The organism is Cohnella soli, from assembly GCF_042655525.1.
GTDB lineage: Bacteria > Bacillota > Bacilli > Paenibacillales > Paenibacillaceae > Cohnella > Cohnella soli.
Genome location: NZ_JBHSMI010000067.1, coordinates 196,052 through 222,726, shown reverse-complemented (window position 1 = coordinate 222,726; position 26,675 = coordinate 196,052). Strand labels below are relative to the sequence as shown.

The following is a 26,675-nucleotide window of genomic DNA, read 5'->3' as shown; positions in this document are numbered from 1 at the left end:
GGCGCTTTCCAATTATGAAAGCGCTTATTCGATTGAGTTGACCCATAAGGAGGATTACAGCTCATGAAACATTCATTGCGCAAACGGATTTCCTTATTCGTTCTGCATGTTCTGACAGCGGTCCTGTTCATCGGGGCTGCCGCGCCGCCGGCGTCGGCGCAATCTTACAGTCCCGTGCTCGTCGATAACGACATGGGAGGCTGGGTCAACGCGTCAAACAGCGGGACCGTGACGGTTTCCGGCGGGAATTTGAATGTTACCGCGGCGAATCAAGACTTGCACGTCTATGATAAGGATTCGTTAAACTTAGCCGACGGCAGCGTTTCCTTCCGAATGAAGCCGGGCGAAGGTATGACCGGAGCCATGTTCAGGTACGCCTCGGAAAACAGCTACATTTGGGTCGGGTATGAATACTCCCTTGCCGGCGTCGGACATTGGAGAATTCGCGAGGCCGCTTATACCCAACCGGATGTGTTCTTTACGACAAGCGCATTGGACGCCAATACGAATTACCAGGTCAAAGTGCAGTATATCGGCAAGGAGCTTACGGTATGGCTGGACGGCAAAGAAGTGTATTCCGATACGTTGCAGGGCTGGACTACGCTGGGCGCCGGAAAAATCGGTTTTGTCGTCTGGGGCAACGGAAGTGCCGCCTTCAGCCAAATCGTTCAGGAAGATATTCCTCCCCCTGCTGCTCGATGGGTGAGCGCTTCGGGCACCGGCACTTTGACTGAAGCGAACGGACGGTTAAACGTGATAGCGGCCGACCAGGAGGTACACGTTACCGATAGTCAACTGCCAAGCGCCAAAGACGGCGTCTACTCGTTTCGCATGCAGCCCGGAACGGGGACGGCCGGCGGCTTGATCCGATACACATCGGAAAGCAGCTACATTTGGATCGGGTATGAATATTCCTTTAACGGCGTCGGACATTGGAGAATCAGGGAGGCGGCATACGCCCAGCCGGACGTGTTTTTTACGTCGCCCGCGCTTGATCCGAACACGTGGTACGACGTGAAAATCCGATATGCAGGCAAGAGAATCACAGTTTGGATAAATGATAGTCAAGTTTACTCGGGAACATTGGATAGCTTGATCACGACAGGTCCCGGCAAAGAGGGGTTTGTCATCTGGTCTGTTGGCAATGCCAACTTCGAGCAAGCCGAATTCGAGGAAATTCTGGAACCGGATCCTTCTAGTTCCTATGAGATCAGCAACGGTTCCTTGTCGGTCCTTCTGGACAAAAAGTTCCCGCAACCGCTCCAGTACAAATTGAACGAATCCGGCGCCGTTCTATATGGTGCGAGTACGGAAGACAGTCCTGCCATCAACATTAACGGCATGGACTACATGGCGAGCGTTACGGATCTGACCTATGGCAGCGATTATATGAATTATACCGTCAGCGTCCCCGACTTCAACGTGCAGATCGGCTATCGCTTTACGTTGGAGGGTCAAGCGCTCGTTCGAACGATAACGGACATTTCAGGTCCGGGAGAACCGAATGTGCAGACCGTCCGAATTACGTCTCCGATTTTGAAAGTAAAAGAGAAGCAGGCCGGAAACGGAGCCGCATGGTATGCCGATGCGCTTACGGACAGAATCGGCGGATTGTCCACGCTGGGAACGAGCAATCAACAGACGCCGTGGGCTTTCGTATATACGTCCGGGGCAGTGGGAGCCGTGTATAACAACTTGCCGATCACTCCTTTCAAAATGGTCGTGGCCAAGGAAGCGGGACAAAAGTACGCGGCGATTTATGACAATGCTTATCCGTACCGGTTCAAGACGGTAAAGCCGGGCGTTTGGTTCGAGAGCAAAACCTACATTGGCGGAGACGCGAATGCGAACGGTACCGTCGATTGGCAGGATGGCGCGATTTGGGTCAGAGATCAACTGCCGCCCATGCCGACGGATTTGAAGGATTTCTTCCGCAATGGCGGGAACTGGAGCCAGACGCATATGGCGTTTCCTCGATCGGACAATCCGATTCCCGAATCGACGATGCTAATGACGCAGTATTCCGTTCTTGCCGCGCAACAGAGGAAATTATTTTATCAAACCGATGGATTGTCGCGGCAAAGCTATGAAGCAGTTGGCTGGCAATACAGGGGGCACGACTGGAATTATCCGGATTGGGCGAATCAGCAATTGAATCCCGGGCTGGGAGAACGCTCGGATTTGGACTGGGCACGCAACGAAATCATGAAATATAACGGCGACCTCTCCTTTCATGTGAATGCCGACGATATGTCGGAGCTCAGCAACGCTTATCAGACCATTCCCGATATTTTGGCCAAGGATGTCGCCGGAACGCCTAAATTTTCGCACAATGCTTTCGGATATAACGTGTGGTACATCAGTCATTTCAAAGATTTGCTGAAGGGGACGGCACTGCCTCGGATCGACGATTTTGTGGCTAAATACTGGGCCCCTCGAATTGTGTACCAGGACGTTATGCTTCCGCATACAAGCGAGGATGTCGGTTACGGAATCGACGAAGAGTGGTATGCCATGAAGCGGGAGGTAGACCAATGGCGCTCCCACGGCACTTATACGGCGACCGAATTTTACTCGCCGGAGAAGCGGAGGAACGGCGGATTTCTGTTTAAAAGGTACGCGACTTCCAGTATAATCGATCGATTTATTAACGCCGGCGTCACCTTCATGCAATATAACTATTTCCCTTGGGAAAGTCCTGCAGGCTATGTAGGAGAAGAATACGACAAGCTGTTCGGGAATGTCATTTCCGGCAGGGACCGCATGGGGAATTTGAACGGCGTGGACAATATGCTGGCGGATGCGCTGGTCAAGGATCATTATTTAATCAACCTTGTGAACGCTACTATGGGTAAATATACCGTTCAGGAGTACGTGAATGATGCCGGCAAGTATCAGGTTCGTTGGGGGAACAACCTGATCGCCCGTTTCGACAAGACGACCAGACAGTTTACGTTGACGCAAGGTAACGTGGTGATGGCCAAAGGCTACGATCGCTTTCTCCCTTCGCCGGACGGGAACAAGAAAATTTATGCGTACAGCAGGGACGGCCGTGCCATCACCTGGACGCTGCCCGGCAGCTGGAGCGATGTAGCCGATGTCGATCTGTACGAGCTGACGGACTCCGGCAGAGCCTTCGTCGATCGGATTGCCGTCGTGAACGGGACGGTGACGTATACGTTCGGCAAAGCGACGCCCTACGTCCTGCTTCCGGGAGGCAGCGGCGATTACAAGCCGGGCGCCGTCAATCAAGCGCCGGGTCAATCCGTTACCGCGTCTTCGTTCTCCGGTACGGAAATCGCCGCGAATGCCGTTGACGGCAACTTCAATACGAAATGGACGCCGACGGGGCAGGAGTCCTGGCTTGAAATCGATTTTGGAAGAGAGACGACCGTGAATCGGGCCGTTCTTTCCGAAGTTGGCAACCATATCGGATCGTACGCTATCGAATACTGGAACGGAGAGGCATGGCAGGGGGCTTACTCCGGGTCGGCCGTCGGCGCTCAAGCGACAAATGTGTTTCCCGAATTTCGGAGCAGTAAGGTGAGGCTTCATATTCTGTCGGCTTCCCTGGCGCCTTCGATTGCGGAATTCCGGCTGTATGCGGACCGCAACCTGGCGCTTGCCGCGAAGGCATCGGCCTCTTCCAACGACAACAACGATTTCAGTTATTCCTCTTATTTGGTTGGAGAAGCCGCCGGCGATTTTACTTATCGGTTCGACGTGCAGGCGTCGCGGGCAATGGATGGAGCGACGGAATCCTACTGGTCGGCAATCCGCGAAACGAATGGCGCCTGGCTTCAAGCGGAATTCAAAGACATCGTCAAGATCGACCGGGTGGTGCTGTCCGAGGAAGGGAACAACGTCTCAAGCTTCCAGCTTCAAAAATGGGACGGAAAAAGCTGGAGCACCGTTCATGAAGGGACGACGATCGGAAGCCTCCGCGAGATCGAAATGAGGAAGTTTTCGGCGACGAAAATCAGGCTGTTGATCGCGGCTTCCGCTGCGGAGCCGAAAATTAGGGAATTCAAAATCTATGAAAAGGGAAATGCGCTCGCGGCATCGCCGATGTGGTCCCCGGATAGCCGCTTGTCGGTCCGGGATGTGGGGACGACAAGCCTTCGCTTGGATTGGACCCCTGCGAACGAAGAATGCACGACCGGTTATCGGGTTTATAAAGGGAACGAGTTGCTGGCCAGCTTAAGCGGCGACTTGACGACCTACGTAGTGAGCGGTCTGAATCCCGGAACCGGCTACGCCTTTAAAGTGGAGGCACTGGATATGACCGGCCACTGGAGCCAGGATGGCCCGGGCATTACGGTAACTACCCAATCGATAGTTGTCCCTTCAACACCGGGAGGGAGCCTGCCGGTCCAATCTTCCGATTCGGGCGATTTGTACGCCGTATCGGAAGGGGAGCTGTCGGGTACGACCGGCGGTAAAGTTACGCTTCAATTACCGAAAGGGAAAAGCGGCATTCAGCTACCGATTCGAGCTGCATCGATATTGGGTGCAAGCGAGCTGGTCGTTCAGGCGGAAGGCGTAACGGTTACCATTCCTTCGGATACGCTATCTGCCGTTGCAACTCTTGCCGGTAGCGGTTTGACGTCAGCCGGCCGGATCGTGTTCTCCATCGGGAAGGAGTCGAATCCGTCGGCGGAAAGCATGGTTCTGCCGGGGGCAGGACCTAACGCTTCGCTGAAAGCGGGAGGCGAAATCTATCGCTTGAAGCTTGCTGTCGTCGGAGAGGATGGCAAAGAACAGGAGTTAACAAGTTTTCCTCAACCGGTCGAGGTAGAGTTTTCTTTCGACGGTTCGGTTGTGAACAAGGATTTGGCCGGCGTCTATTGGTTCGACGAAAAAAACGCGGCATGGGAGTATGTCGGCGGCCTTCCGAGTTCGAGTCAAGATGTCATAGCGGTGCAGTTGAGTCACTTCAGCGCTTACGCGGTTCTGCAATACAAAAAAGAATTCGACGATGTTCCTGCAAGGCATTGGGCGCATCATGCGCTTGAAATTCTGACTGCCCGGCATATCGTCAAAGGGGCAACGGATCAGGCTTTCAATCCGCAAGGACAAACGACTCGCGCGGAAGCCGTAGCCCTGCTGACCCGTTTGCTCGGCTTAAAGGCGAGCGGGCAGCCGGCCTTCCGCGACATTGCGGCATCCGCTTGGTATGCCGATGCGGTGTCGGCAGCCTCCGAAGCCGGTCTGATAAAGGGAGTAACGGATTCCGAATTTCAACCGGATGCCAAACTGACCCGAGAGCAATTGGCGTCCTTGCTCGTCCATGCGTACCAGTATAAGAAAGGCAGCACGGAAGGGATTGGGAAGTTGGATATTTCCTTTGCCGATCAGGAGAAAATTTCGAGCTGGGCGGCGGAAGACGTTCGTACCGCTGTCGGACTCGGGCTCATGGTCGGGACCGGCGGCAATCGGTTTAACGCCGCTTCAACCGCTACTCGGGCGGAAATCGCTCAAGCTGTCTATCGGCTACTTCAAATGTTATAACTTGATCGTGCATGTGTGATTAGGGGCTGTCCCATAAGTCATGAAAGACTGAGGGGCATCCCCTGTTGTGCGTACGATTTATATTTAGCGTAGATGTATCTCTATCCGGTGGCTGCTCTATCCCGGATTAAATGAGGTACTCGAGCGTGCAAGGCACCTCGGGGCCGGAGATACTGCGCGAAACGCATTAACTCGAGCGTGCAAGGCACCTCTGGGCTGGAGATACTGCGCCAAACTCAGTAACTCGAGCGTGCAAGGCACCTCTGGATCAGAGATACTGCGCCAAACGCATTAACTCGAGCGTGCAGGGCACCTATGGACCGGAGATACTGCGCCAAACGTATTAACTCGTGCTTGCAAACACCTATGGACCGGAGATACTGCGCGAAACGCATTAACTCGAGCGTGCAAAGCACCGCTGGGCCGGAGATACTGCGCCAAACGTATTAACTCGAGCGTGCAAGGCACCTCTGGGCCGGAGATACTGCGCGAAACGCATTAACTTTAGCGTGCAAGGCACCTCTAGCCCGGAGATACTGCGCGAAACGCATTAACTCGAGCGTGCAGGGCACCTCTGGGCCGGAGATACTGCGCCAAACTCAGTAACTCGAGCGTGCAAGGCACCTCTGGATCAGAGATACTGCGCCAAACGCATTAACTCGAGCGTGCAGGGCACCTATGGACCGGAGATACTGCGCCAAACGTATTAACTCGTGCTTGCAAAGCACCTATGGACCGGAGATACTGCGCGAAACGCATTAACTCGAGCGTGCAAGGCACCTCTGGGCCGGAGATACTGCGCCAAACTCAGTAACTCGAGCGTGCAAGGCACCTCTGGATCAGAGATACTGCGCCAAACGCATTAACTCGAGCGTGCAGGGCACCTATGGACCGGAGATACTGCGCCAAACGTATTAACTCGTGCTTGCAAAGCACCTATGGACCGGAGATACTGCGCGAAACGCATTAACTCGAGCGTGCAAGGCACCTCTAGCCCGGAGATACTACGCGAAACGCATTAACTTTAGACTGTATATGTAGAGCTTACTTATGAGACAGCCACTATTTTCACGGTCGTTTATGGGTATCGGGCCTAGCACTTTATTGTAGCTTACGGGCTCTATCGTGACTCTAATCATCATCTATATTTGCACGAACGTGCCGTGCGGAGTTTTTTTTCTGACCGGCTTCTTCTCTTCCATTCCGAAGGAGTTCGAAGAATCCGCGGCGATGGACGGCTACGGGCCGATCAAAACTTTCGTGTGGATCGCCCTGCCGATCGCTCAACCTGGTATAATAACTCTGTCGATCTTTAATTTTCTGAACATATGGAATGAGTATTTTCTACGCGCTTATATTCGCGAACGACGAAAGCTCGCGGACTTTGGCGCTATCGCTGCAATCGATCGTTTACGGCTTTGTCAATACGGACAACTATGGAGGCATTTTCGCGGCTTGTATGGTCGTGTTTCTGCCAAGCTTTATCGTATACGTGTTCGTATCCAAAAAAATTATTGCCGGCATGACGATGGGATCTGTAAAAGGCTAACAGACAATAGGAATGGGGCGCGCGAATGAACGTTTATGTGTCGACTTTAGCGATTGAGGGCACCGAACTGGAAGGGGACAACCCGCTGCCGATGTTCAGAAACAGGAATCCGCAACGGGAAGTGACGGAAGATGGGAGTTTCCCACCGGAGCTGAAGCTGAATTTCGGCGCCAACACCGGCGAGCGGTTTCTGCCATACCGGGTGCAGGACCGGTATACGCGGGAGCGCCGTACGATACATCTAAAGACGATTACGCTGGAGAATGAGTTGCTGAAAGCCGTATTTCTGCCCGATTACGGCGGGAGGCTATATTCCTTGAAAGACAAAAGAAAGGATAAAGAGATTCTATACCGGAACCCCGTTATGCAACCGGCGAATTTGGCGATTTTAAACGCTTGGTTCTCGGGCGGGATCGAGTGGAATATCGGGCAGGTCGGCCACACATTCGGAACTTGCTCGCCTTTGCATGCGGCGAAGCTGATCGACGATGACGGCAACGCGTTCGTGCGCATGTACGAGTATGAGCGATGCAAAAATGTTTTTTGGCAAATGGATTTCCATTTGCCGAGCGGAGCGGAGCAATTGCAGGTGTACGTTCGCATCGTGAACGACAACGATCAAGCCGTGCCGATGTATTGGTGGACGAATATCGCCGTTGAGGAGACGGAGCGGGCTAGGGTGTTCTCTGCCTCGAGCGAAGCGATCTACATCGTGCCGGGATTAAACGGTCACGGAGTCGGCCATCTTCCCGAGCTGCCTTCGCTTCCGGGACGCGACGCCTCATACCCGATGAATTTTCCGTTTTCGAGCGAATATTTCTTCCAGACGCACGCGAGCTGTCAATCGCCTTGGGAGGCGGTCGCTTACGAAGACGGAAGGTTGTTTTACGAACGATCGACTTCTCTTCTGCGTTACCGCAAAATGTTTTGCTGGGGGCATCATGCGGGCGGGAGAAGATGGTGCGATTTTCTCGCCAAGCCGGGGGAAGGCAACTACATTGAAGTACAGGGCGGCTTGGCTCCGACTCAGCTTCACGGTATTGAAATGCCGCCGCGCACGACATGGGAGTTCACTCAGGCGTTCGGTATGACCGACATAGACGAGGAATCGGTATTCAAGCCGGAGTGGGCGGACGCGAACAGCGACGTGGCAAGGCGGTTGGAGTCGATCTTGAGCGCGGACGATGTTTACGCGATCCACGACAAGCTGCGGGCGTTCGCCGAGCGGGAACCGGGGGAACGGCTGCACGACGGCTCCGGCTGGGGGGCGCTCGAACGCGTCCGCAGGGAGACAACGGAAGGACGCCCTGTGCCGTCGGGATTGACGTTCGAGGATCGGACGCTCGGAGCGGCGCAAGCGCCTTGGCTCGCGCTGCTGCGCGAAGGACGGCTGCCGGAACATGCAGTCGAGGAGGCTCCTCCTTCCTGGATGATTCAAGAGGCGTGGGCCGAGAAAGTGAGAGCCAGCCTCGGGCAACCGGAAGGCCGGACGTGGACAGCCTATCTTCACGCAGGCGTAATGGCGTATGAGAGCGGCATGGAGCAAGCAGCGATAGAAGCTTGGGAAGCATCGCTGCGCCTTCGCCCTTCCGCGTGGGCGTACCGGAATTTGGCGGAAGCGGCGAAACGGAACGGGGAGACGGACAAGGCGCTCCGCTTGCTCGAGCAAGCTTATGGCGTATCCGGACGTTTCCCGGACCGGGCGCTCGCGGAAGAGTATTTGCAGTTGCTCATTCAGGATCGCCGGTACGAAGAAGCTTGGCGCCTATACGAGACGCTGCCCGCGAACTATGCGAACGCCGACCGGATCAAGATCATCGTCGGCGCTGCGGCGCTCGAACTCGGCCAAGAAGCGTTCATGAAGGAACTGTTCGATACGGAATTCGCAGTCATTCGCGAAGGGGAAGTGCTTATTATCGAGCTGTGGTACAAATATCATGCGAAGAAGCTTGCCGAGAGCAGAAACGAACCGCTGTCCCAAGCGCATATCGAAGAGGCGAAAATCCAGTTCCCGCCGCCTTCGCGCATCGATTTCCGCATGATAGGATCGTAATTTGCAAATAGCGGGGCCGTCTCAAAAGCCATTTGGTGAATTTTCGACGGGCAATAGCCACTCTTGAACGATTTCGCGAGCAATAGCCCGGATCGCGCCGCTCTAATTCGGTTTCACCTAACTACGTGCTCGTTGTTGCGCTTTCGCGCCGCTCTAGTTCGGTTGCACCTGACTGCGTGCTCGTTGTTACGCTTTCGCGCCGCTCTAGTTCGGTTGCACCTGACTGCGTGCTCGTTGTTACGCTTTCGCGCCGCTCTAGTTCGGTTGCACCTGACTGCGTGCTCGTTGTTACGCTTTCGCGCCGCTCTAGTTCGGTTTCACCTGACTACGTGCTCGTTGTTGCGCTTACGTGCCGCTCTAATCCGGTTTCACCTGACTGCGTGCTCGTTGTTACGCTTTCGCGCCGCTCTAGTTCGATTGCACCTGACTGCGTGCTAGTTGTTACGCTTTCGCGCCGCTCTAGTTCGGTTGCACCTGACTGCGTGCTCGTTGTTACGCTTTCGCGCCGCTCTAGTTCGGTTGCACCTGACTGCGTGCTCGTTGTTACGCTTTCGCGCCGCTCTAGTTCGGTTGCACCTGACTGCGTGCTCGTTGTTACGCTTTCGAGCCGCTCTAGTTCGGTTTCACCCGACTGCGTGCTCGTTGTTGCGCTTTCGCGCCGCTCTAATTCGGTTTCACCTGACTATGGGATTGTGGGGCGACGCCGTATGGACACGATGCTTGTGGCTCTAGCAACGAACCTTAAGCAAATCGTAAAACATGTGCAGGGTTCACTTACATTGGCCTTTCAGCGAAAGCGAAGGCTTGGTCCACTACGGGCAATTTCCGGTTAACGGCAGCAAAAGGATAGCCTGATGACTATTTAATCGACAGTCTCAAGAACCGGGCTACGAAGCGCCACTCAAGGTATAAGGACATCCCTATTTACATGCGAAAGGACTTCAAATCCCACACTGAAGAGTGGGGGCTGAGGTTCTTTTTTTCTCGAAGAAATTCGCGTTTGCGGCAGCCTATTTCGTTTACTACAGCCGAATAATGCACTATACTGTAATTATTCCACCCAATGGAATAATAGATTTGCATATGGATGCTGCGGGAGGATCGGTGCCGTATGGCAATAAAGGGCAACTTGCAGCTAATGAAAGAAATCAATACGGCCATGATCATGAACTACCTACATCGCAATGAGAAGTTGACGCGGGCGGAACTGACCAGAATGACGAAGCTCAGTCCGACGACTGTCTCCGGCTTGATCGAACAACTGATCGGCAGAAATCTCGTCGAGATTATCGGGGAGAAAATTATGCCCGGGGCAGGGCGCAGAGCGCTTTCCTTGCAGATCAACAAAAACGGCGGTTACGTCGTCGGCGTATCGCTTAACGTTCATGTGCTGACTTGTGCGATCATGAACTTGCATGGAGAAATTGTGACGGAATACCGCGCGAAGCTCGAAGTTGGCCGCAAGCCGCTGGCAGATCAGATTTACGACGCGATTACGGCCTGCACAGCCCAAACGAGCGAATTTCGCCAGGATTCGATGATGGGGATCGGCATTTCGGCGCCAGGCATTATCGACGAGCGAGCGAAGACGATCGTATACTCGAGCCAGCTAAAGGTGACGAACTTCGACTTGCACAAGATTCTGTCCGGCATGTTCCCGAATGTGCCGATTCAGATCGTGAACGATTCGAACGCCGCGGCGTTCGCCGAGCATTATTTCGGAGCGGGCAAAGACTTGGACAATCTCGTCTACTTGCGAATCGATGATGGAATCGGAGCCGGCATTATCGTCAATTCGGACATTTATTCGGGCAAAAAAGGGGCGGCAGGTGAGATCGGGCATATTGCGGTCGATCCTCAAGGCGAAATATGCAAGTGCGGGCAGGTCGGCTGCCTGGAAACCGTGCTTGGCAGTCCGTATGTGCTGGACAAATGCGGAACGATCGCCGCACAGATAGGAGTTGCAGCGCCGGAGTCGATGGAGGAGTTGCTCGCTCGATACGAAGCAGGGGAAGATTGGCTCGAGCCGATATTTGACCGGATTCTGTACGTGTGTAAAGTAATGATCTTCGGAACCGTGCAGTTTCTCAGTCCGGAAGCTGTCATAGTCGAAGGATGGATCAATCGTTCGGCCAAGCTTATGGAGAAGCTGAACGCTTCGGTCGAAACGAGTTCGTTCCCTTTTGTATTTTCTAAAATTGGCTTAATGCCGGCGACGTTCGGAGAGAAAGGCGCCTTGTATGGTTCAGCGGCGTTAATGCTGCAAAAAATATTCAGCGCATCGGTGTTGAAATAATTCGGAGGTATGGCGGAATGTCGGAAAAAAAAGTGTTTGCAGGCGTCGATCTTGGCGGCACGAAAATTTTGATCGTACTTATGGATGAGGGAGGCAACAAGCTAAGAGAGGCGGAGACGGCTACGAAAGCTTCCGAAGGGGCCGATGCAGTCATCGGGCGGATCGTTGCCTTATTGCAACAACTAATCGGACCGGGGGATCGGCTTGCCAGCATCGGCGTTGCGACGGCGGGCACGCTCAACGCGGATGAAGGCATCGTCGCGCTCGCGTCGAATCTCGGCTGGAAAGACGTCCCGCTCGGCAAGAAGCTGGAGGAATCGTTCGGCGTGCCGACGAGTCTCGAGAACGATGCGAACGCTGCCGCTTACGGCGAATGGGCAGTCGGCGCGGGCAAAGGCTCGCAGGATTGCGTGTACATTACCGTGTCGACGGGCATCGGTGCAGGCATCGTCAGCGGCGGCAAACTGCTTCGCGGCAGAGACAACAGCGCGGGTGAGCTTGGCCATATTACGCTCGACTGGAACGGGCCGAAGTGCCCTTGCGGAAACGTCGGCTGCGTCGAGCTGTACGCTTCGGGAACGGCGATCGGCCGCGCCGGGCAACGTTTGGCCGAGGAGCGGCCGGACGAAGCGAAAGCGTTACTATCGCTGGCGGCGGGCGAGCCGATCACGTCGCGGCACATATCCGCAGCGGCTGCGGCAGGCGACGAAGCAGCGCTCGCGCTCTTGAGCGAAGCGGGCCGCGCGCTCGGAACGGGGCTTGTGAGCATCATCCACATGGCGAACCCCGAAGTCATTGTGCTCGGCGGAGGCGCGTCGGCGATCGGCGAGCCTCTGCTAGCTCCGATGCGCAAGGCGATCGCCGATCTGGGCATCGCCTCGATGGCGGACGGCGTTCGAATTATCGCTCCCGAGCTCGGCAAGGAAGCGGGCGCGATCGGCGCTGCGTTGCTTGTCGCTAACGGCTGAACCTTTTGCATAGTAAACAATATGACCCTGCCCGCCTCCCGTCTCACGGTGAGGCGGGCTTTTTCGAATGAGGTACCTCTGAGCAAAGAAGTAAACCGATTGAAACGGAAGCAAAAAAACATGAATTACAAGCGCTTTCTTTCGCGCCATACAATAGGGACGTGGAGCTCCGAACCACGACGCACCGGCTCAAAGGCGGAACAAAGATAGGTCATCTCAGCCATCCAAAAGCTGATCAAGCTCTCGGCAAAGTTCGTGCGCTTGGTCAGCTTTTTTTGTCGACGGACGATAGAGGATTCCGAAATTTTGTGGAGAATTGTGTAAGTTAAGGTCGAAAGAATGTCGAATTCTCGACAGACAATATCATACGCGAGGGGGCAAATGATGCACCGTGAACAGGAGCAGGCCCAGAAGTACAAAGTACAATCACCGCGAACCGCAGCATTGAAAATATCGGCCGTTTATTTGTTTTGCGGGGCTTTGTGGATCCTATTTTCAGATCAGGTATTGGGTGCCTTAGTTCGCGACAAGGAGAATTTTGCCTATTTCAGCCTAATTAAGGGCTGGCTCTATATTGTCATGACGGCGTTTCTGCTCTTCTACTTGATTTATAAAGCAACGTTCCGGATGAGCGTCGCGGAGCGCAAGTTACATAACCAATTCACCGAACTGCTGAACAGCCGGGAGGAACTGCGCAATGTCGCGTTCCAAGATCAGCTTACCGGGCTGCCGAACAGGCTTGCGCTGTACGAGAACTTAGGTTTGCTGAAGGACGTCTCTCTGTTCTATATCGATCTGGACGATTTCAAATACGTGAACGATTCTCTCGGTCATGAGTTTGGCGATCAACTCGTTCGCGCAGTGTCGGCAAGGTTATCGGAGGGATTGACCGAGTCGGAACAGCTATATAGGCTCGGCGGAGACGAATGGGTAATCGTGTCGCGGGAAACCGAAGATCGGCTGAGCGTCCGGGGCGAAATGCTGCTCGGCTTGTTCGATCATTCCTTTTCAGTAGAAAATAATAGTATTCACATGAGTGGAAGCATCGGCGTTTCCCGTTTTCCGTTCCATGGAAGAACACTCGAGCAGCTTCTAAAAAATGCGGACATCGCGATGTACCAAGCGAAGAAACGAGGTAAAAACGGACTCGCGATTTATGAGGAGTCGTTCAGCGTCCCTCTCAAGCATCGGATGGAAATGGAGAGATTGCTCAGACAAGCGCTGCAGAACGGGGAGTTCGAACTTCACTATCAGCCGCAGATCAATTTGGCGAGTGCCGGGGTCGAAGGCTTCGAAGCGTTGATTCGCTGGAATAGCCCGGTGCTTGGAAGAGTTGGCCCGGATCAGTTTATTCGGATCGCAGAAGAAACCCAACTGATCGTTCCCATCGGAGAATGGGTGCTTCGGACAGCTTGCGAATTTATTCGTGATTTCCACGAAAGCAACGAGAATAAGCCAAGCATTTCCGTTAACGTATCCGTCGTCCAACTGTATGGCCACCGTTTCGAAGATATGGTGCGCGAAGTTTTGGCGGAAACGGGAGTTGACCCGCATCACCTGGAGCTTGAAGTGACGGAATCAATGGTGATCGAGTCGTTGGAACTTATCGGGGACAAGCTCAAGCGCTTGAGCGACTCCGGCGTAAACATCGCATTGGACGATTTCGGTAGAGGATTCTCTTCCTTAAGTCACCTCATGAAACTGCCAATTACGACGCTTAAGATAGATAAAAGCTTCGTTGATCACATTCCGGATAACCGGGACGATAATCCGCTAACGGGATTGGTCATTCAACTAGCCAAACAAATGGGCATCAAAGTTGTGGCGGAAGGTGTAGAGAAATACGCGCAGCTCGATTATCTCAAGAAGTATGACTGCGACTGCATTCAAGGCTATTTGTTCAGCAAACCGCTTACGGCTGCGGAGGCGAAAGACTGGAACAAGACGACGAATATGCCGAGTGCATGAAGGAGTATAGGATATAAAAAATCCCGCTTGCGGCGCACGATTTCGTGTAGCCGAAGCGGGATTTGTTGTTGATTAACCTTCGAGAAGGAGCGTTTCCGGATCTTCAAGCATTTCCTTCACTTTGACGAGAAATTGTACCGCTTCCGCGCCGTCTACGATACGGTGGTCGTAGGAGAGAGCGATGTACATCATCGGACGGTTTTCCATCCGCTCTGCGTCGATTGCAATAGGGCGAAGTTGGATTTTGTGCATACCGAGAATGCCGACTTGCGGTGCATTCAGAATCGGCGTCGAAAGCAGGGAACCGAATACGCCGCCGTTCGTAATCGTGAACGTTCCGCCTTGCAGCTCGGACAATTCCAGCGTGTTGTTGCGAGCTTTGCCGGCCAGTTCTACGATGCCGCGCTCGATGTCGGCGAAGCTGCGACGGTCGGCGTCGCGGAGAACCGGTACGACCAAACCTTCTTTAGCCGATACGGCGATGCCGATATCGTAATATTTCTTCACGATGATGTCTTCGCCGTTAATTTCCGCGTTCAGAAGCGGGAATGCTCTCAGCGCGCCGACGACTGCTTTCGTGAAGAACGACATGAAGCCGAGGCCGACGTCATGCTTTTCTTTGAACGAGTCTTTGCGGCGTTTACGCACTTCGAGAATCGCGGACATGTCGACTTCGTTAAACGTCGTCAGCATTGCAGCCGTCTGTTGCGCTTCGACGAGGCGTTTGGCGATCGTCAGACGGCGGCGGGACATGCGTTTACGTTCTTCCGGCTTGTTCGGATTCGCAGCCGCTACAGCCGGAGCGGCTGCTTGCGGAGCCGGCGCCGTGCCAGCGCCCGCAACATCGGCGGCATGAACGCGACCGATCGGATCGCGTGCCGGCACCGCGTTCAGGTCGATGCCTTTCTCGCGTGCGAGCTTGCGAGCGGCAGGCGTAGCGAGCGTAGAGCTGGCGTCGACCGAAGGAGCAGCTGCCACTGGAGTTGCAGGAGCCGCAGCCGGTACAGCAGGCGCAGTTGGTGCAGGAGCAGGAGCGGCTGCAGGAGCAGCTCCTGCAGCCGCTGGAGCTGCGGCTACGCCGCCTGCTCCGATCCGTCCGACAGCTTCGCCGATGCGAACCGTGTCGCCTTCATTGGCGAGAATTTCGGTGATGACGCCGTCTTCTTCGGCGCTGATTTCAAGGTTGACTTTGTCGGTTTCGAGTTCCAGCAGCAAGTCGCCTTGGCGGACGGAGTCGCCCGCTTTAACGATCCATTTGGAAATCGTTCCTTCCGTAATAGATTCACCCATTGCTGGTACGATAATGTCGGACATTGCTAGTTACCTCCCGGATTTGACTGCGGATTTCTTTTTTTGAACCAATGTTTGATTAATGATGAACTGTTGCTCGAACGTATGGATTTGCTGGTAGCCGCTTGCCGGGCTGGAACGCTTCGGACGGCCGTTATAGCCGACTTCGACTTTGGCGTTATCTACAAGCTCGCGGATGCGAGGCTCCATGTAGCTCCACGCGCCCATGTTCTTCGGCTCTTCTTGTACCCACAGCACTTCGGACAAGTTCGGGAAACGAGCGATGATCGCCTGAACTTCCTGTTGCGGGAACGGGTACAACTGCTCGATCCGCGCGATGTGAAGCCAGTCGCGATTCACTTCGGGTGTCTTGCTGATCTCGTCTGCCAGGTCGATAGCCACTTTGCCTGTGCAAAGTACGAGGCGTTCGACGTGTTTCGGGTTGCCTCCGAGTCCCGGCTGCTCGAGAACGGTTTGGAATGTACCGTTGCTCAGCTCGGATGCCGGTGACGCCACAAGTGGGTTACGGATAAGGCTCTTCGGCGCCATCATGATCAGTGGACGCGCTTCATCCGTATTCAAGATGGACGCCTGGCGGCGGAGCAGATGGAAATATTGCGCCGCGCTGGACAAGTAGGCGACCGTCCAGTTTTCTTCGCCGGACAGTTGCAGGAAACGTTCCATTCTTGCGCTGGAGTGCTCCGGTCCTTGACCTTCGAAGCCGTGTGGCATGAGCATAATCAGGCCGGAACGCTGCGACCACTTGGACAAGCCGGCGGAGATGAACTGGTCGATCAGCACTTGGGCGACGTTAACGAAATCGCCGTATTGCGCCTCCCAGATGACCATTGTTTCCGGCGCGTAGACGTTATAACCATATTCGAGGCCGAGAACGCCGGCTTCGGACAGCGGGCTGTTATGGATGGCGAACGAAGCGTTCGCTTCTGGCAACACATGAAGCGGGCAGAACGTTGAGCCTGTCTCGGGATCGTGAAGGACAAGGTTGCGGTGTGCGAACGTCGCTCTTTCGACGTCTTGACCGCTCAACCGGATCGGCGTGCCATCCGACAAAATCGATGCGAAGGCGAGCGTCTCGGCGAGCCCCCAATCGACTTTTTCTCCGTCGTTCAACGCATCGGAGCGGCGTTCGAGAATTTTTTGCAGCTTGCCGTACACTTTGAAGCCGTCCGGCCATTTCAGCAGGTTGGCGTTAATGCTGCGTAATTTCTCGAGCGGAACCGATGTGACCGGCTTCGGCGCGGACAAGTTAAACGCTGTTGGCCCCGCTTGGTGCACAGGGTCTTTTTTCTCTTTGCCTTTAACTTCGTCGTAAGCGGCCTTCAATTTGTTTTGCACGTCGAGTTTGACTTGCGCCGCTTTCTCTGCCGACATTGCACCATTGAGAACGAGCGAGTCGGCATACAACCGGGCGACAGGCGAGTGGGCTTTGACTTTCTTATAGATAAGCGGCTGCGTCGTTTCCGGATCGTCCGTCTCGTTATGGCCATAGCGGCGGTAGCCGATCAGGTCGATGACGAAGTCTTTCTTGAACAGCGTACGGTATTCGCTTGCCAGTCGCGCCGCGGCGATGACGGCTTCCGGTTCGTCTGCATTGACGTGAACGATCGGAATTTCGAAGCCTTTCGCCAAGTCGCTTGCGTAATGCGTCGAACGGGAGTCTTGGCTCTCGGTCGTAAAGCCGATGCGGTTGTTGGCGATGATATGAATGGTGCCGCCGCTCGTGTACCCTTTCAAGTTACCGAAGTTCAGTGTCTCGGCGACGATGCCTTCGCCGATAAATGCCGCGTCGCCGTGAATGACGATGGAGGCGGCAGCATCCAGGTTTTGTACCGGATAACCTGGCTTCGTCCGGTCTTCTTGCGCCGCGCGGGCGAAGCCGCCGACGACCGGGTTTACGTATTCCAAGTGGCTCGGATTGTTCGCAAGCGTAATGCGCGTTTCCGCCGTCTGTCCGGACGGGATCGAACGGTTTGCGCCCAAATGATATTTAACGTCGCCCGTCCAGCCATAGTTAATGCCGATAGAGCCTTCGGACGGAATCAGGTTTTTGTTCGGGGAGTGGTGGAACTCCGAGAAAATGTTGCCGTATGGCTTGCCCAATACGTGAGCGAGCACGTTCAAGCGGCCGCGGTGCGCCATGCCGATTGCAATCGAACGCGCGCCAGCATTCGTTAGCTCATGAACGATCTCGTCCGTAAGCGGAATGAGTGATTCGATGCCCTCAGCGGAAAAGCGCTTCTGGCCTACGAACGTTTTTTGCAGGAAATCTTCGAATTGCTCGGCTTCAAGCAATCGGCGAAGAAGCGATTCGCGCTCGGTAGCGAGCAACTTCCTCGTCGGAATGACGTTCTCCGCTTGATTGTTCAGCCATTTGCGCTCTTGTTCGGAGTGAACATGGTCGAATTCGAACGCGATTGCGCCCGTGTACACTTCGCGAAGCTTCTGTGCCGCGTCCCACGCATTGTTAAAAGCGTACGGGGATTCTTCCCATACGCATTCCGGAGGCAATTGCTTCAGATCGGCTTCGGACAAGCCGTATCTGCTTGGTTCGATCACGCTGGCGTCGGCTTGGAAGCTAAGCGCGAGCGGGTCGATATTGGCGGCCAAATGGCCGAAAGAGCGTATATTCCAAGCCAGTTGGCCTGCAGCGATTGCTTTTTTGAGAACAAGGGAATCCGGTTTCTCGTTGCCACGAACTTGTTGCGGTTGCTCTGCCAGCGTCCGGGATGTGTTTGCTTCGATCCGGGGAGGTGCGCCGTACTGCGCGAATAGCTCCCGGAACTGCGGGCTGACCGCTTCCGGATTGTTCAAATAAATTTCGTGCTGCTCTTGGATGTAGCCTAGATTGGGCCCGAAAAACTGCTGCCACAGTCCTTGCATCGTTTCATTGTCAACAGACATCTGTTCATCCCTCTGCATTCTTGATTGATAACGATCAGTCTTGAGATTGGTTTATTGAACCTATTCCATTCTAATGCATTTTTCTGTTCGGGAATAGACATTATTATGCATAAGAATGATCTCATAAAGAGAACGGTTGAGCTCCGTCCGCATTCATGGATAGATTGTGCAATTTTGGCGATTTTGACTCTTTAATTCTGCCGAGCAATCCCTTTAATGGCGTTTTCGAGTGCAGGGCAGGGCGTTGCTCCATGCAAGGCAGAATAAATGAGCATTCGAAAGTAACTCCCTGCTCGAAACCCCGTGCGAGGCAGAATTAATGTGCAATCGTAAGTAACTCCCTGCTTAAAGCCCGTGCGAGGCAGAATTAATGCGCAATCGTAAGTAAGTCCCTGCTCGAAGCCCTGTGCGAGGCAGAATTAATGCGCAATCGTAAGTAACTCGGTGCTCGAAGCCCCGTGCGAAGCAGAATTAATGAGCAATCGTAAGTAACTCCCTGCTCGAAGCCCCGTGCGAGGCAGAATTAATGCGCAATCGTAAGTTACTCCCTACTCGAAGCCTCGTCCGAAGCGGAATTAATGAGCAATCTTAAGTAACTCCCTGCTTAAACCCCCGTGCGAAGCAGAATTAATGAGCAATCGTAAGTAACTCCCTGCTCGAAGCCCCGTGCGAGGCAGAATTAATGAGCAATCATAAGTAACTCCCTGCTTAAAGCCCCGTGCGAGGCAGAATTAATGCGCAATCGTGAGTAACTCCCTACTTAAAGCCCCGTGCGAGGCAGAATTAATGCGCAATCGTGAGTAACTCCCTACTTAAAGTCCCGTGCGAGGCAGAATTAATGAGCATTCGAAAGTAACTCCCTGCTCGAAACCCCGTGCGAGGCAGAATTAATGTGCAATCTTAAGTAACTCAGTATTCGAAGCCTCGCGGGTATGACTTTCAACCGTTTGCTCTGTAATAGATGGATTTTTGTGTAAAAAAGTCTGAGAATGTACTATTATAAATGTAGATGTTCAAAACGAGAAATTTTTACGGAAAGGATGTGTCAATGTGGTGAACTCGATAAGCTTCGTTGCTCGGACGTCGTTGCCTGTGCCCGCGATCGGACGAACCGCAGCCATTCATGACGGCTATCGGCCTATCGATAGTTGGTTGAAGAACCCGTGGAACAGCCGATCTTATGGCAATAAGGCGAGGGAAGGGGCGGCTTCGATCGCGGATTTCCTGCAGGCGGCGGAACGGACGCGGGCGAACGCTTCGTCTTTCCTGAGCACGTCGATCTTAAAGACGAGACAGGCTGTGTCATCGTCATTATCGGCGTCGGATGATGGGCGCTCTGCAGTCGGGTCCGCGAAAGACGGAGCCTCCTTACAAAGTTATCGCGTGAAAGTGAGCCAAGTGGCGGAAGCCCAGCAGAACGTCGGCAGCTCTTTGAATCCTGCGGGTCAGACGACGCTACGGAGCGGCATGAACCAGTTCGCGATCGAGAGCGGCGGCCGAAAATCGAGTATTAAGGTCGACATCCGGGAAACGGATACGAACGAAGGGGCGCTCACGAAAATTCGGGACGCGATCAACGGATCGAGCGCCGGCGTGAAAGCCGCGATTCAGAAGGATAAAGATTCGGGAGCGCTTCGTCTGGAGTTAACGGGGGTTCAGTCGGGGAAAGACAACAAGTTTACGATTGAGGACGAGTCTGGAGACATCGTCGCCAAGTCGGGGGTCTCCGCCATCGCCAATCAAGCGACGGATGCGAAATATTCCGTCAATGGCGGCGAGGTGCGCAGCTCTGCGACGAACGAAATCGTTCTGGAGAAAGACAAAGTAACCGCGAAGCTGATCAAGCCCGATGCGGCTGGCAGCAGCGGGACAATGATCGATGTTCGGCCGGATGTTCAGCGCATCGTTGGGGCGGTGAAGTCACTCGTCGATGGCTACAACGAGACGCTCGATCGATTGAAGGACGCCGGACAACTGTTTGGCTCGTCCACGAAACGATCGCTTGATCAAGCGATCGGCCAAAGCGGTTCGCTTGCGGACGTCGTCATTCAGCGCGGAGCGGACGGCAAGCTTAAGCTTGATGAGAAAAAGTTGTCCGATCGGCTTCAGGGGGACTACAACCGGACCGACAGTGCATTGACGAATTTCGCGAAGAAGCTGGAGTTGTCTGTCGGCAAGTTCTCGGAAGCGTCCGTCGGCAGTCTCGTCAACGACAACGAGCAGCGATTGCAGCCTTTTTCCGTGTACAGCTCGGCCCTGCAACAGAAATTGCGTTATCCGCTTACCGGACTTCTGGTCGATCAATTGTTCTGATAAAGTCATGCAGAAATAAAATAGTGAAACGTCAGCGTACTCGCTGGCGTTTTTTTGATATCCAATCGGAATTTCGATATAAATTGCTATTGACAATAGCGACACCGAGGAATAAATTATACTCAAAATACATTAGAAGTATAAGCTGGAGGCGGCGTATGATCGTTATCGAAGCTAAAAAGTTGACGAAGCGCTATGGTAACGGAAAAGGTGTTCAAGAGCTGAACCTTGCCGTGAACAAGGGAGAAATCTTTGGTTTTATCGGGCCGAACGGGGCAGGGAAATCGACGACGATCCGTATGTTGCTTCAATTGATCGCACCGACAGCGGGTGAATTGTCCATTCTGGGCACTCGTATCGGCGGAGATCACCCGGAGCTTCGTGCGCGGATAGGGTATTTGCCATCGGAAATCCGACTTTTCCCGGACATGACCGGCAAGCAAGCGCTAGAGTTCGCGGCGGCCGTACACGGCATCGAACTGGCCAACTCGCCTGCAGCGCGGTATGTAGAAAGGCTGCAACTCGACACGAAACAGAAAATCAAGTCGTACTCGCTAGGGAACAGAAAGAAGTTGGGTATTTTGCTCTCCATCGTCCACAATCCTGATCTGCTCATTCTCGACGAGCCGACGTCGGGTCTCGATCCGCTTATGCAGCAAGAGTTTTACGATATGTTACGAGAACTGAACGAGCGGCACGGGACGACGATCTTTTTCTCCACGCACGTACTGACAGAGGTTGAGAAGTTGTGCGATCGCGTCGCTATCATCCGCGAGGGCCGTTTGATCCGGGTGTCGACGCTTGAAGAGATTGCCGCGGATGGCGGACACCGCATTGAAGCGATGTTTCGGGAGCCTGGTGACAAAAGGGATGAATACGGAATACGCGCAATCGATCCCGGTGCGATATACGAGAACGGACATCATATTTTCCATGTGGGGTCATCGCTGAACGATGTGCTTAAGCTGCTGTCGGAAAAACAGGTGCATGAATTGAATATTCGCAAACCGACGCTGGAAGAACGGTTCATGGACGAATACCGGAAGCCGCAACAGCAGCCCCAAGACAGGAGTGTGAATTAACATGCTGCAATTCGCCAAGTTCGAATCGCGCCAGAATCGACGCGGCTTCTGGATCGGCGCCGTCGTCGTGCTCGCCCTCCAAGCGTTGTTCGCCGGCATGGCCAAAACTTACATCAACAATCCGGACATGGAAAAGCTGCTGAAGCAGATGCCTCAGGGGATGCTGGAGGGATTCGGCATCCATCCGGAAAGTTTCTCGACGTTCGAAGGCTGGGTAGCAAGCGAGCCTTATACGTTCTATGCGCTGCTGCTTGGATTCTTCGCCATGAATTGGTCGATCGGCAGCATCGTCAAGGAACGGGATCGTCAAACCGCCGAGTTTCTGTTTACTCTACCGGGAAGCCGTACGTCGATCTACTGGGCCAAATGGTGTTCGCATGTGTTGCAAGTCATCGCGATCGCCGTCGCGGTTATCGCCATTACTTTGAGCCTTGGGCAAGCGACGGACACGATGAAAGACGCCGGAGCCGTGACCGGGCTCATCGTCGCGAGCACGCTGATTGCATTCGCCTTCATGGGAATCGGGTACGCGATTACCCCGTGGCTGTCTTCCGAACGCACAGGCTTGTCGCTCGGCATCGGCGTCGTGCTGCTCATGTTCTTGTTTAACATGCTGTCTGGCTTCGGAGACAATCTTGGCTGGTTGGCCGACATTAGTTTGTTCCATCTGTTCGACACATTTGCAATCAGTCGCGGCGGGTCGCTAAGCGTTGGCGGCGTTGCCTCCGCCGTTGGCATTTTTGCAGCGGGCAGTATCGCTGGCTGGCTTGCACTCCTCAAACGAGACTTGTAACATAATACCGAAGGAGCGATGCCGGATGAGCCGCAAGAAAGAGGCGATCGTTCGGGCCGGCCGCAAACTGTTTTTGTCCAGAGGCATAAACGACGTGTCCATGGAGCAGATCGCCGAAGCCGTGCCTGTCACGAAAATGACGCTGTACAACAATTTCGGAAGCAAGGAAGGGCTGCTCGAGGCGGTCGTCGATGATGCCGTAGAGGAAATATTGCGGTTATTCGATGAGGCGATCCAAGGTTCAAGCGATACGGTCGATGCCCTTAATCGAATTTCAGAACTGGACTTCCCGGATGCCGATATTTCCGAAGCATTCGTAACGGATTTGCAGTCGGATTATCCGCACTTGATGGCAAGATGGGTCGATGCCCAACTCGGACGCGCATTGCCTCAATTTGAGCAATTGATTTTTCAAGGGCAGCAGCAAGGGCAAATCCGTAAGGAACTGTCTCCGAGCGTCGTCGTTGCGTTCCTGAAGTTTATGGGCGAACACGTCTCCAAATCCGATACGCTGCTCCATCTGGGTGAGATCAAATCGGTCAAGCAGCAACTGGCTACGATTTTCTATCATGGCATTTTGACGGATAAATCCGAAAAATAACTTAAAAAGTCTCCGATGTCTACGGGCATCGGAGACTTTTTTATATGTGACCGATCAACGCAGAGATGCCAGATCAAACGCTGGCACTAACCCTTCTCCCATCGCGCGACCGAGCAGCGACTCAACAGCCGCGAAGCCGTCGTCTCCGAGCGATTCTGTAAATGCGTTTACGTACAGATCGATATGAGCTTGGGCGACTGTCGGGTCCATCTCCTGCGCATGCGCCAGCACGTAGTCGCGGGAGACTTCCGGATGCTTCCATGCATAGCGCACCGACTGCTGAATCCACTCGCGAACCGCTTCGAGGTCGAGCGACCTCTTGGCGATGATCGCTCCGAGCGGAATCGGCAGGCCCGTATCCGACTCCCACCAATGGCCGAGGTCGACGACTTGGGACAGCCCATAATTCTGATACGTAAAACGAGCTTCGTGAATGACAAGGCCTGCATCGATAGCGCCGTCTCGTACGGCGGGCATTATTTCGTGGAAAGGCATGACGACGATTTCGCCGACGCCGCCAGGTACGTTGCTCGCCGCCCATAACCGGAACAGCAAATAAGCGGTCGATCGCTCGCTTGGCACGGCGACTCTTTTACCGGATAGCGAAGAAGCGTTCGCCTGACCGTCCGCAGAGAGCACGAGCGGTCCGCAGCCGCGGCCGAGCGCGCCGCCGCAAGGGATGAGCTTGTAAGACGGCAATATCCATGGCAGGGCTGCATAAGAAATTTTCATGATGTCGTAGCCATCGTCGGTCGAGGCCCAGCCGTTCGTGTGATCAATATCGGCATACGTGACGTCGAAGGACGGGGCGCCGGCAATGAGGCCGTGCACGAGCGCGTGAAAGGTGAACGTATCGTTCGGACACGGAGAGTAGGCGATCTTCAAAGTTGTCATTTCAGCACCTCCGTTAACGTGGAGCAAGCGGATTCCAACGCGGCTAACGCGTCGCCGATCCGCCAGGCAGATCGATCGCGCGGCCCGACGGCGTTAGAGACGGCGCGGATTTCGAGAAAAGGCACGCCGAAACGATCGGCCGCCGCGGCAATGCCGAAACCCTCCATCGCTTCTGCCGCGACGCCTGGATAACGCTCAGCCAACGCTGCAGCGGTCATTGCGGTGCCGGTCACGGTCGACAGCGTCAGCACGGGGCCGAATGCGACGGGGATGTTGTCATCGCGCAGCCTCTCCGTTAGCCGGGCGGCGACATCGCCGTCGACGGGCAACCGATTTGAACCGAAGCCGAGCTCGTCCACCGGTACGAAGCCATCAGTCGTCTCGGCGCCGAGATCGGCGGCGATCGACTCGCTAGCAATAACGACCGAGCCGACGGGAGCGACGCCGGCGAAGCCGCCAGCGATGCCGGCGCTCACGACCAGGCTGTAATGGCCGGGATTACTTGCGAGCGCCGCAGCAGCGGTTACGGCGGCGGCGGCCGGACCAACTCCTGCAGCATGCGCTTCGAAGCGTTCGTCTCCCCGCAAGCCGCGGACGACGGCATCCTTTTCCGCCTCTACGGCGGTCAGGATGAGAATGAATTTATCCATAAGATTCCCTTTCATAGGTTCGAGTATAGTCAAGCTACTTTATTTATTATAGTGCGCGTATGCGGATAAATACAACGTTCGACAAGCTTGATGCATTTTTCGGGATGGATATAGGTCTCAAAAGGTTCGAGTTCGGAATGAAGCGCCATAGACTAGTGGAGGAAGTGGCTTGAGAAGCAAGGAGGAAGGCAGTGACATGATGAGCACGATATCGGCCTGGGATGATTTGTGCTTCCAGAACTTGTCCGAGAAAGGGATGAGCGTGGAACGCGTCCTCGAGAAAGTCATCGCCTTTATCGCCAAAGATCCGAAAGGCGCTTACCAATTCGTGATCGGAACGGACAGCCAAGTGCACAGAGGCCATACGAAGTTCGTGACGGGAATCGTCATTCATCGGATCGGCCGAGGGGCATGGGCGTGCTATAGGCAAGTCGGGTTGCCCAGGCAGTTGTTATCGATAAGGGAGAAGCTGACGTTGGAAACGTCGTTCTCGCAGCGGGTGGCGGGTTATTTTGTCGAGTCGGAGGCGGTAAGGCGAATGGAAAATCTTCTCGTTCCCTATGTTTACCAAGGAGCAAGTCTGCGGACCTATATCGATATCGATGCGGGGACGGAACCGATCGTCAGCAAAACGGCGCAATACGTGCAGGAAATGGTCGATCGTGTCGAAGCGATGGGCGGCTACGCGCCAAGAGTAAAGCCGGAAGCATGCATTGCTTCCTCTTACGCTAATCGATTTACGAAAAGCCGGATGGTGCTTTAAAGGAATGCCAACCGGCATTCGGATCGTTCTTAGCCGGCCGGGTCAGACATCGCTGCGCCACTCGGACGGAGAGACGCCTTTCAGCTTCTTGAACATGCGACTGAAATAGTATATGTCGCTAAAACCCGTTGCCAGCGCAATCTCAGATACGGTCAATCTGCCGTCGCGAAGATGGCTTTCAGACTTGTTGATGCGAACGAGGTTGATGTACTCGACGAGCGATTTATCCGTTACTTGCTTGAACAAGCGGCTGAAATGATATCTGCTTAGCCCGGCCAGATCTGCTAGCTCGCTGACGGTCAGTTTCTCTTTGTAGCGATCGTCGATGTAGGCGAGCACGGGTGCAAGCCGATCCAGCTCCTTTAACCGGGCGTAATACTCGTCCCTCTCCCGGACGGTGGCGACATAACGGCGGACGAGCAGCGTCAACATACGATACAAATGCGCTTTGACGGATAGCTCGTACCCGACATTTTTGACCTCGAGTTCATCTCTGATCGCAAGAATGCAATCCGTGACGGAGGAGTCTTTTTCGATATAGTTTTGGAAAAGCAGACGGTTCTCGATCATCGGAGTGATGAATTTCTGATCGGCGGCATCGGAGGAAGGGCTGTTCAGCAGCGAAATGTCCATGATTAACGCATAATAGGATAAATCTTCGGATCTGCTTATCCCATAGTGCAGCTCGTTGCTGTTCACGACGATCAAATCCCCCGCCTGGCACTCGTAGGGGACGGAACCGCATTCGAACGTCGCGTGTCCAGTGACGACATAGAGGAACTCCATGTGCTCGTGCCAGTGGTGTGGGAACAGCGTTGCCCCCACTTCCATGCGCCATGTCTGAAGCGGGTTAATCTTGATCGGGAATGACGGATCGGGCATCGGCATATGCTCGCGCAGCGTCGATAGATTTTGCAACTCATTCACCCTTCCAATAGCATGATTGTACAAAAATAGAGCATGCCTCTTCATGGTTTCCATTTCTGGTCCCATTATAATACGAATTGTTAGGCAATACGACT

General features: G+C 54.2%; 16 protein-coding genes and 1 pseudogene. 12 read left to right on the top strand and 5 right to left on the bottom strand.

All coding sequences use genetic code 11. The annotated features are described in order from the left end of the window. Positions 1 to 63: 63 nt before the first annotated feature. The 7 genes and pseudogenes from ACFPOF_RS30405 (at position 64) to ACFPOF_RS30375 (ending at position 14,345) form a co-directional block, all read left to right on the top strand. Positions 64 to 5,511: an S-layer homology domain-containing protein gene (locus ACFPOF_RS30405; protein ID WP_378139380.1), complete on the top strand. Its 5,448-nt coding sequence runs from the start codon at positions 64 to 66 to the stop codon at positions 5,509 to 5,511. Positions 5,512 to 6,636: 1,125 nt separating this feature from the next. Further along, positions 6,637 to 6,804, top strand: a pseudogene (locus ACFPOF_RS30400) (carbohydrate ABC transporter permease); the annotation flags it as partial. 40 nt (positions 6,805 to 6,844) lie between these two features. Next, a complete protein-coding gene (locus tag ACFPOF_RS30395; RefSeq protein WP_378140478.1) occupies positions 6,845 to 7,060 on the top strand; it encodes an ABC transporter permease family protein in 216 nt (71 codons plus the stop codon). 25 nt (positions 7,061 to 7,085) lie between these two features. Continuing rightward, on the top strand, positions 7,086 to 9,113 hold the full coding sequence (locus ACFPOF_RS30390) for a DUF5107 domain-containing protein (protein WP_378139379.1): 2,028 nt from the start codon (positions 7,086 to 7,088) through the stop codon (positions 9,111 to 9,113). A gap of 1,111 nt (positions 9,114 to 10,224) precedes the next feature. Beyond that, entirely contained in the window at positions 10,225 to 11,409 is a 1,185-nt protein-coding gene (locus tag ACFPOF_RS30385; RefSeq protein ID WP_378139377.1) for an ROK family transcriptional regulator, read from the top strand. Between the two features lie 17 nt (positions 11,410 to 11,426). Next, the gene (locus ACFPOF_RS30380; RefSeq protein ID WP_378139376.1) at positions 11,427 to 12,377 is read left to right on the top strand and encodes an ROK family protein; all 951 of its coding nucleotides are present in this window, start codon (positions 11,427 to 11,429) and stop codon (positions 12,375 to 12,377) included. A gap of 381 nt (positions 12,378 to 12,758) precedes the next feature. After that, positions 12,759 to 14,345 carry a putative bifunctional diguanylate cyclase/phosphodiesterase gene (locus ACFPOF_RS30375; protein ID WP_378139374.1) on the top strand — a complete coding sequence of 529 codons (1,587 nt, stop codon included), beginning with the start codon at positions 12,759 to 12,761 and terminating at the stop codon, positions 14,343 to 14,345. A 72-nt stretch (positions 14,346 to 14,417) separates the two neighbouring features. On the opposite strand, the gene odhB is transcribed toward ACFPOF_RS30375, so the two are convergent. Both odhB and ACFPOF_RS30365 read right to left on the bottom strand, forming a co-directional pair. After that, a complete protein-coding gene (odhB, locus tag ACFPOF_RS30370) occupies positions 14,418 to 15,659 on the bottom strand; it encodes a 2-oxoglutarate dehydrogenase complex dihydrolipoyllysine-residue succinyltransferase (RefSeq protein ID WP_378139372.1) in 1,242 nt (413 codons plus the stop codon). Between the two features lie 6 nt (positions 15,660 to 15,665). Next, positions 15,666 to 18,557 (bottom strand): 2-oxoglutarate dehydrogenase E1 component, encoded by a 2,892-nt coding sequence (locus tag ACFPOF_RS30365; RefSeq protein ID WP_378139371.1) that lies wholly within the window; start codon positions 18,555 to 18,557, stop codon positions 15,666 to 15,668. Between the two features lie 1,053 nt (positions 18,558 to 19,610). Here ACFPOF_RS30365 and fliD point away from each other — a divergent pair. From fliD to ACFPOF_RS30345, 4 genes are all read left to right on the top strand, one after another. Beyond that, complete coding sequence (gene fliD, locus ACFPOF_RS30360; protein WP_378139369.1) at positions 19,611 to 20,870, top strand: flagellar filament capping protein FliD; 1,260 nt, start codon at positions 19,611 to 19,613, stop codon at positions 20,868 to 20,870. Between the two features lie 158 nt (positions 20,871 to 21,028). Beyond that, positions 21,029 to 21,952 carry an ABC transporter ATP-binding protein gene (locus ACFPOF_RS30355; RefSeq protein WP_378139367.1) on the top strand — a complete coding sequence of 308 codons (924 nt, stop codon included), beginning with the start codon at positions 21,029 to 21,031 and terminating at the stop codon, positions 21,950 to 21,952. Between the two features lies 1 nt (position 21,953). Next, positions 21,954 to 22,745: an ABC transporter permease subunit gene (locus tag ACFPOF_RS30350; protein WP_378139365.1), complete on the top strand. Its 792-nt coding sequence runs from the start codon at positions 21,954 to 21,956 to the stop codon at positions 22,743 to 22,745. A 25-nt stretch (positions 22,746 to 22,770) separates the two neighbouring features. After that, positions 22,771 to 23,346, top strand: coding sequence for a TetR/AcrR family transcriptional regulator (locus ACFPOF_RS30345; RefSeq protein WP_378139363.1), 576 nt, complete (start codon positions 22,771 to 22,773; stop codon positions 23,344 to 23,346). 54 nt (positions 23,347 to 23,400) lie between these two features. Here ACFPOF_RS30345 and ACFPOF_RS30340 read toward each other — a convergent pair whose 3' ends face one another. Next, positions 23,401 to 24,231, bottom strand: a complete 831-nt coding sequence (locus ACFPOF_RS30340; RefSeq protein WP_378140451.1) for a 1,4-dihydroxy-6-naphthoate synthase — start codon at positions 24,229 to 24,231, stop codon at positions 23,401 to 23,403. A 5-nt stretch (positions 24,232 to 24,236) separates the two neighbouring features. Beyond that, positions 24,237 to 24,905, bottom strand: a complete 669-nt coding sequence (locus ACFPOF_RS30335; protein WP_378139361.1) for a futalosine hydrolase — start codon at positions 24,903 to 24,905, stop codon at positions 24,237 to 24,239. 154 nt (positions 24,906 to 25,059) lie between these two features. Here ACFPOF_RS30335 and ACFPOF_RS30330 point away from each other — a divergent pair, with 154 nt between their 5' ends. Further along, a complete protein-coding gene (locus tag ACFPOF_RS30330; protein WP_378139359.1) occupies positions 25,060 to 25,653 on the top strand; it encodes a ribonuclease H-like YkuK family protein in 594 nt (197 codons plus the stop codon). Between the two features lie 42 nt (positions 25,654 to 25,695). On the opposite strand, the gene ACFPOF_RS30325 is transcribed toward ACFPOF_RS30330, so the two are convergent. Further along, complete coding sequence (locus ACFPOF_RS30325; protein WP_378139358.1) at positions 25,696 to 26,571, bottom strand: AraC family transcriptional regulator; 876 nt, start codon at positions 26,569 to 26,571, stop codon at positions 25,696 to 25,698. Positions 26,572 to 26,675: the final 104 nt, after the last annotated feature.